Consider the following 6,141-nt stretch of genomic DNA (forward strand, 5'->3'; position numbering starts at 1 on the left):
CCGGACAAGCGGCGAAGCCGCGCCGATCCGGGATCCATCCCTGAACATCTGCAGATAGCGTTCCGGAATGGATCCGGGTTCTCCGCTTCGCTGCGCCCGGGATGACCACCGCAGGGTCTCTGGGGTGTGTATTTCCCCTCACTCGATGACAATGCGTGGCGCGGCCCTGACCGCCCCGCCAGCCATCGACGCCATCACCTGCCGCGCGATGCCGAGATAGGCCTGCGCATGGGCTGAATCCGGGTCGCTCGCAACGATCGGCCGGCCCGAATCGGAGGTCTCGCGGATCGGCATGGCCAGCGGCACCTCGCCGAGGAAGGGCACGCCGAGCCGCTGCGCCTCATGCCGCGCCCCGCCATGGGCGAAGATGTCCGAGCGCGTGCCGCATTCCGGGCAGATGAAGTAGCTCATGTTCTCGACGATGCCGAGGATCGGCACCTCCACCCTCTTGAACATCGCGACGCCGCGCCGCGCATCGAGCAGCGCCAGATCCTGCGGCGTCGAGACGATCACGGCGCCGGCCAGCGGCGTCTGCTGCGCCATGGTCAGCTGCGCATCGCCGGTGCCGGGCGGCATGTCGACGACCAGCACGTCGAGCTCGCCCCAGGCGACCTCGCGCAGCATCTGGGTGATCGCCGAGATCACCATCGGCCCGCGCCAGATCATCGGCGTCTCCTCGTCGATGAGGAAGCCGATCGACATGATCTTCAGCCCATAGGCCTCCATCGGCGCCAGCGTCCGGCCCGAAACCAGGCGCGGTTTGCCGGTGATGCCGAAGATCTTCGGCACGGAAGGGCCATAGATGTCGGCATCGAGGACGCCGACCTTCAGCCCCAGCACGCTGAGCGCCACCGCGAGATTGGCGGTGGTGGTCGATTTGCCGACGCCGCCCTTGCCCGACGCCACCGCGATGATCTGCTTGACGCCGGGCACCCCGGCCGCCTTCGGCGTCGGGCCGCCAGGAGTCGCACCGGGACCGGCGCCGGGTGCCGGCCGCTGCGCCTGTTGGCGCGCCTGCGCAGCGGCAGAGGATGGCGCCTTGTCGGCGGTCAGCCCGACCAGGACCTGCGATACGCCCGGCAGCCCAGAGACGGCGCTTTCGGCGGCCTTGCGCACCGGCTCCATCGCGGCGGCTTCGGTGGCATCGATGCCGATCGCGAAGATCACCTTGCCGCCATCGATCAGGATATCGGCGACGCGGCCGGATGCGGAAAGCGACTGGCCGCTGGCGGGCAGCTTCACCAGGTCGAGCGCGCGCAGGATGTCGGCTTGGGTCAGCGCCATGGTCTAGGAACTCCAGGTCAATCTCAGCCCTCATCCTGAGAGCCCGGCCTTAATCGAAACCAACACAGCCAAGGCTTCGGCCTGCCAGTTTCGGCGCCGTCATTCCGGACCAGCCGCGAAGCGGCGCCGATCCGGAATCCATCACAGGGCACTGTCGCGCTTTACGATGGATTCCGGGTCTGCGCTTCGCTGGCCCGGAATGACGGCGAGAGAAACATCACGGTCGGGATCCTGAAGTCACAAGATCTCTCTCCGGTCAGCGCGCTCGTCTGCGTCGAGGCTCACTTAAGCCTTGCGGATCAGGAAGACGAGCAATTCATCCTCGCTGCGGCTCTCTTCGATCGCATCGCCGGTTTCGCGCAGCAGGTTGGGGATGTCGATCGCCGCCATCGGATCGGTGCATTCGACCAGAAACAGCGTCCCCTGCGCCGCGCTCTTCAGCGCCTTGCGCACCCGCAGGGCGGGCAGGGGGCATTTCAGGCCGCGCAGATTGAGCGGGGTGGCAGTCATGGGCGGGAACCGGTTGCTGTGGTGGCGCTTCATAGGATGGTGCGTCGGGGCGGGGCAACTGGCCGCTTTGTCACGGCGCCAGCCCCGCGCCATGATGGAACCCATGCGTACCCTGCTTCAGCCTCTCGTGCTTCTTGCCGTCCTCATCCAGCCCGTCTCCGCCCAGGAACTGCGCGGCCATGGCGGCCCGGTGCGCGCCATCGCGGTGTCGCCCGACGGCCGCTCGGCGATGACCGGGTCCTTCGACCAGTCGGCGATCCTCTGGAACCTGTCCGCCGGCACGGCCGCGGCGGTGCTGCGCTTCCATCAGGGCGCGGTCAACGCGGTCGTCGCCGGCCCGGGCCTGGGCTTCGCGACCGGCGCCGAGGATGGCCGCATCGCGCTCTGGCGTGGCGAAGCGGCTGTGCCGGCGCAGGTCCTCGAGGGGCATAAGGGCCCCGTCGCCGCGCTCGCCACCACCCCCGATGGCAGCCAGATCGCCTCCGCGTCCTGGGACGGGACCGTCCGTGTGACCTCGCTCCGCGACGGAACGGTGCGCGTGCTCGAAGGCCATCAGGGCCCGGTCAACGGCGTCGCCTTCTTGCCCGGCGGCGGCCTCGTCAGCGCCGGCTATGACGCGACGCTGCGGATCTGGTCGGCGGATGGTGGCACTGAGCGCGTCGTCACCTTGCCGGCACCGCTGAACGGCGTCGTGGTCGCGCCGGACGGCGAGATCGCGGTGGCCTCAGCTGATGGGCGCCTGAGGCTGTTTTCGCCGCAGGGCGAGGCCCGCGCCGAGATCGCCGTCGGCGACACGCCGCTGATCGCGCTGGCGCTTTCCGCCGATGGCGCGACGCTCGCCGCCGGCGGCCTGCGCGGGCAGGTCGCGCTGATCGACCGGGGCGCGCGCCGCATCCGCGCCACGCTGGTCGGGCCTGGCCTGCCGGTCTGGTCGCTCGCCTTCCTGCCCGATGGCCGCCAGATCCTCTCGGGCGGCGCCGACCGGCTCGTGCGGCGCTGGAACGCGGTCACCGGCGAGCATATCGGCACGGTCGTGCCGCGCGCGGGCGCCGATGTGCTGGCGGCGTTCAACGGCGAGCGCGGCGCGCAGGTCTTCCGCGCCTGCGCCGCCTGCCACACGCTGACGCCGTCGGACGGCAACCGCGCCGGGCCGACGCTGCACGGGATCTTCGGCCGCCGCATCGCCAGTGCGCCGGGCTACGCCTATTCCGAGGCCTTCAAGACGATGGATATCGTCTGGACCAAGGAGACCGTGGCGAAGCTCTTCGAGATCGGCCCCAGCGCCTATACGCCCGGCACCAAGATGCCGGAGCAGACGATCGGCCCGGCGGAGGATCGCCAGGCGCTGGTCGACTGGCTGGAGAAGGTGACGCAGTGACCCGCTGTCATTCCGGGGCATCGCGCAGCGATGAACCCGGAACCCACGACCGGGTACGCCGTCGGCGATAAACCTCATCAGCCGCTCACCCAGTCGTGGGTTCCGGGTTCGCGGCGTTGCCGCGCCCCGGAATGACAGGCTGGGCCTACTGCAACGGGTCTTCCCCGCGCTTGGCCCGCTCGCGCAGATAATCCTCTGTGGTGCGCACCGGCGGGCGCTGCGGCGAGAGATGCGGGTCGAAGCTTTCGTTGACGACGACCTCGACGCGGCAATCCTCGCACATCTTCAGAACCGAGATGCGCTTGGCCGCGTCGCCCGAAAACATCCAGTGCTTGTTCTCGAGCTTGGCGGTGATCTTCTCGATCGTGCTGCGGACGCCGAAGGGCTTGGCGCAAGCGATGCAGTGGAACGGCTCCTCCTGCTTGATCACGCGCCGGCCGCCCTTCCAGGCATCGAAATCGATGCGCGGCTCCAGCGTGATCACCCGCTCCGGACAGGTCGCCTCGCACAGCCCGCACTGCACGCAGAGATCCTCCTGGAAGCTCAGCGTCGGCCGCTCGGGATCATCAGACAGGGCCTGGACCGGGCAGGCGGAGACGCAGGCCAGGCAGAGTGTGCAGCCATCCGTGTCGACATGCACGGTACCGAACGGCGCGCGCGGCGGCATCGCGACAGCAGCCACCGGCACCGGCGACGCGGCCTGCAACTCGCCGATGGTCTGGCGCAGCAGCGGCCGGCCTTCGCCCATCGGACGGAAGCGTGCCGGCTTGGGCGAGACGGTGCCGGGCGCGAGCCGGGACAGCGCCGCCGCCAGCTGATCGGGATCGTCGGTCTCGATCAGCCCGATGCGGTCGGGCCCGAAGCCGAGCGCGCCAGCCAGCGTATCGGCATAGGCAAGGTTGCGCTGCAGCCCCGAAAGATCGTGCTTGGGCCGGGCCCGGCCGAGCACGCGCACCGCGCTCGCGCCGAATGAGAGCGCGGCGGCGAAGGTCTCGAGCCCGAGCTGGGTGATTTCGTTGACCCGCAGCGGCAGCACGCGGGCCGGCAGCCCCTCGCCGAATCGCGCGAGTGCGTCGATCAGCGCCTCGCCATGCTCGCCATCATGCAGCAGCACGACCGCCTCGCGCCCGCCTGCTTCCGCATAGGTGGTCAAGAGCGTGCGCAGCCGGCGCAGCAGCGCGTCGGTCGGCGGCAGGGCATAGGTCACCGCGCCGGTCGGGCAGACGGCGGCGCAGGCGCCGCAGCCGGCGCAGATCTCGGCCGAGATCGCGACATGGTCGCCATGGGGTGTGATCGCGCCGGTCGGGCAGAGTTCGAGGCAGCGCGTGCAGCCGGTCTTCTTCGAGCGCGAATGCGCGCAGAGCTCCTCGTTCAGCCGTACATAATTCGGCTTGTCGAACTCGCCGACGAGGTGGCCTGCCTCCGCGATCAGCTTTTCGATCGCGGCCGGGCTGCCCGGGTCGGCGCGCAGATAACCGGCGCGCAGTTCGCCAGCCGGGAACAGCGGTGTGCCGCCGGAAACGTCGATGACGATGTCGCAATGGGAGGTCGCGCCGTTGCGCGGTTCGCCAAAGATCAGCTTCGACCGCGAGGAGGGGGCCGGGGCGGCATAATCGTCGATGCGCAGTTCGAAGGCCCCTAACCACCCGGTCGCGATCGTGACCGTGCCCTTGAGCACCGGCGTGTCGTCCACGCGCGGCGGCGTGATCTCGCCCGGCCGACTGAGCAGGATGGTGACGTCGAGATGCTCGGCCAGGCGCTGCCCGACCGAAAGCGCGACCTCGTCGCGGCCATAAACCAGGGCGACGCCCTTGCTGGTCAGGGTGGTGAAGGAGACCGGCGGCATCGGCTCGGCGGCGGCGGCCAGCAGCGCCGCCATCTTCGGGCCCGCCGCCTTGGCCTCGCGCGACCAGCCTGCGGTCTCGCGAATATTGGCGAAGACGAGATCGCCGGCATAATCGAGATCGGCTGCGATCTCCTCAAACAGCGGCGCTTCCTGCGTGCAGCCGACGGTGATGGCCGCGCTTTCGCCGAGCGCCCGCGTGAACAGCTCGGTCTGCGTCCGGCAGAGCTGCCGCGCGCTGCGGATGTCCCCACCCTTGCAGCCGCGGCCGAGCGCGGCGCCGTCGAGCGGCATCGTGTCCTCGCAGGAACACACCATCAGCGTGCGGGTGGCGTTCTGCGGGGGAGGGGCGGGCATCATCGGCAAACTTATCCTTGGACCTGGCCGGGAGAGCGTCTTTTCGTCTCTCTTGCGGATTCGAACGCATATATGGAATTGGAGGCGTTCAAAAGAAACGAACGATGCGCACTTCGTCGCGCCATCGGAGGAATTGCCGCCATGGCCGTGAGCGCCCCGCGTCCTGACGATCTGCGCCGCGAGCCGGTCCTGCCCCCGGGCTTCTCGCTCGTGGCCCTGCGCGAATCGGGCGACGCCTTCGCCCATGCCTGCGCCATCGCCTCGGAAGCCGGCGCCGCGACGCTGGTCTGGACGCGGCGCTTCGACATCATCGAGTTTGCGGTGGTCCTCGAGCCGGACAATCCGCTGCGCGAGGCGCGGCTCGCCCATTATCTCGCAATGAATGCACTCGCCGATGCGCTGGCCGTCTACAGCCCGCCCGAGCGGCCGATCCTGTTTCGCTGGCCTGACGCGCTGATCTACGATCTCGGCCTGATCGGCGGCGGCCGGCTCGCCTGGCCCGACGCCTGCGGCGAGGATGAGGTGCCAGACTGGATCGTGTTCGGCGCGATGTTGCGCGCCACCACGATGACGCCCTTCGCCATGGGACAGGTCGGCGTCGGCATGGCCGAGGAGGGCTTCGAGGAGATCGATGCCGTCGATCTGATCGAGGCGTTCTCGCGGCATCTGATGCTCGCCGTCACGCGCTGGCAGAGCGCCGGCCCCAGGGCCACAGTGCTGCGCTGGCTCGACCGGCTCGACAAGGTCGTCGGCACCCGCCACGGCATCG

5 protein-coding genes are annotated in these 6,141 nt (G+C 69.5%); 2 read left to right on the forward strand and 3 right to left on the reverse strand.

The window, feature by feature from the left end; all coding sequences use genetic code 11:
* Window positions 1-138: 138 nt before the first annotated feature.
* Window positions 139-1,284, reverse strand: coding sequence for an Mrp/NBP35 family ATP-binding protein (locus IP69_RS12005; protein ID WP_054143058.1), 1,146 nt, complete (start codon window positions 1,282-1,284; stop codon window positions 139-141).
* A 285-nt stretch (window positions 1,285-1,569) separates the two neighbouring features.
* Entirely contained in the window at window positions 1,570-1,794 is a 225-nt protein-coding gene (locus tag IP69_RS12010; protein ID WP_054143059.1) for a sulfurtransferase TusA family protein, read from the reverse strand.
* Window positions 1,795-1,897: 103 nt separating this feature from the next.
* Here IP69_RS12010 and IP69_RS12015 point away from each other — a divergent pair, with 103 nt between their 5' ends.
* Entirely contained in the window at window positions 1,898-3,172 is a 1,275-nt protein-coding gene (locus IP69_RS12015) for a c-type cytochrome (RefSeq protein WP_054143060.1), read from the forward strand.
* A gap of 145 nt (window positions 3,173-3,317) precedes the next feature.
* Here IP69_RS12015 and IP69_RS12020 read toward each other — a convergent pair whose 3' ends face one another.
* Window positions 3,318-5,375, reverse strand: a complete 2,058-nt coding sequence (locus IP69_RS12020) for a 4Fe-4S binding protein (RefSeq protein ID WP_248306807.1) — start codon at window positions 5,373-5,375, stop codon at window positions 3,318-3,320.
* 138 nt (window positions 5,376-5,513) lie between these two features.
* Between IP69_RS12020 and IP69_RS12025 the strand changes: the two genes are divergently transcribed.
* On the forward strand, window positions 5,514-6,141 hold a 628-nt coding region (locus IP69_RS12025), incomplete at its 3' end, for a biotin/lipoate--protein ligase family protein (RefSeq protein ID WP_054143062.1).

This window comes from Allobosea sp. AAP35, from assembly GCF_001295925.1.
GTDB lineage: Bacteria > Pseudomonadota > Alphaproteobacteria > Rhizobiales > Beijerinckiaceae > Allobosea.